Source organism: Rhodoferax sp. RT5P35, assembly GCF_056521385.1.
In genome coordinates this window covers 1-1,009 of record NZ_JBWMAX010000395.1, presented here as the reverse complement: position 1 = coordinate 1,009, position 1,009 = coordinate 1, and the positions used below count along the sequence as shown (strand labels likewise).

The following is a 1,009-nucleotide window of genomic DNA, read 5'->3' as shown; positions in this document are numbered from 1 at the left end:
TGAATCTAAGCGTCATACAAGGTACCTCATACGACGATTAGTCTCTTCACAGCTGTTGGCAAAGATGCGGTTAGTTGCCTCAGCAACTGGGCAACAGGTTTGGATACGAGCCACCGTTGACCAAGCAAGAACACGCTGGCACTCACCAACGCCGCAAAGGTGCCGACAAATAACAGGCGTAAACCCGCAGGCAGTGTTGTGGCGCTGAGTTGCGTTTCCACTGCGAAGGTAAGTGCGGCACAAATTGCCGCCAGGACGGCTGGACCCGTCAACACGGAAATGACGGCCAACCAACTGCCCTTGAGCAATCCCAGAGTTATGTGCGTCACCGCAATAAAACGGATGACGTAGCTGATGAATACGGCCCACGCCACAGTCTCCAACGTAAAACCTGAGGCCCACCATAAAAGTGGCACAAATAGAGTGAGACTAAAAAATTGGATTCCCATTTCATACTCGGCCTTGCCCATTCCGGTCATGACAGGGCCGCCAAGTCCCATCAATGCACTGAAAGGCATGGCAAGAGCGAGTGGCGTGAGCAGGGTGACTGCGCTCAGCCATTTGGCGCCATACACGCCACTAATCATCGTTTCGGGAATAGCAGCGACTACACCAAACATGGGTAAGCAGATGAAGCCAATGACCCCGAGTGCGGCTAAGTAGGTTTGCCTAAGTCGTGTCACATCGTCTTGCATCCGCGCCGTTGCTGAAAACAATACGCCTTGCAAGCTGGAGACAATGTTGTAGGTTGGCATTGCCACGAGGCTAAAAGCCCGATTGTAGAGACCGAGTTGCGTGGCCCCAAAAGTGCGGCCCAGCACAACACTGTCCAGGCAAGACAGCCCCCAATTGCATAGGTTTGTAGCGGTGACCTTTACTCCGAAGCGCAAAAAACCAGCACTGTCATTTTTGATGCATGGCTTGAGCGTGTGTCTGGCCATGTTGTAGGTCAGTAACGTGCCGAAGATGGTTTGGGTCAATTGGGCAACTACAAGACTCCAGACGCCAA

The 1,009-nt window shown here is 52.7% G+C and carries 1 protein-coding gene; it reads right to left on the bottom strand.

The features are described from left to right. Positions 1 to 26 precede the first annotated feature (26 nt). Positions 27 to 1,009, bottom strand: a 983-nt coding sequence (locus AC097L_RS26595) for an oligosaccharide flippase family protein (protein ID WP_479589684.1), incomplete at its 5' end; no start/stop codon positions are given.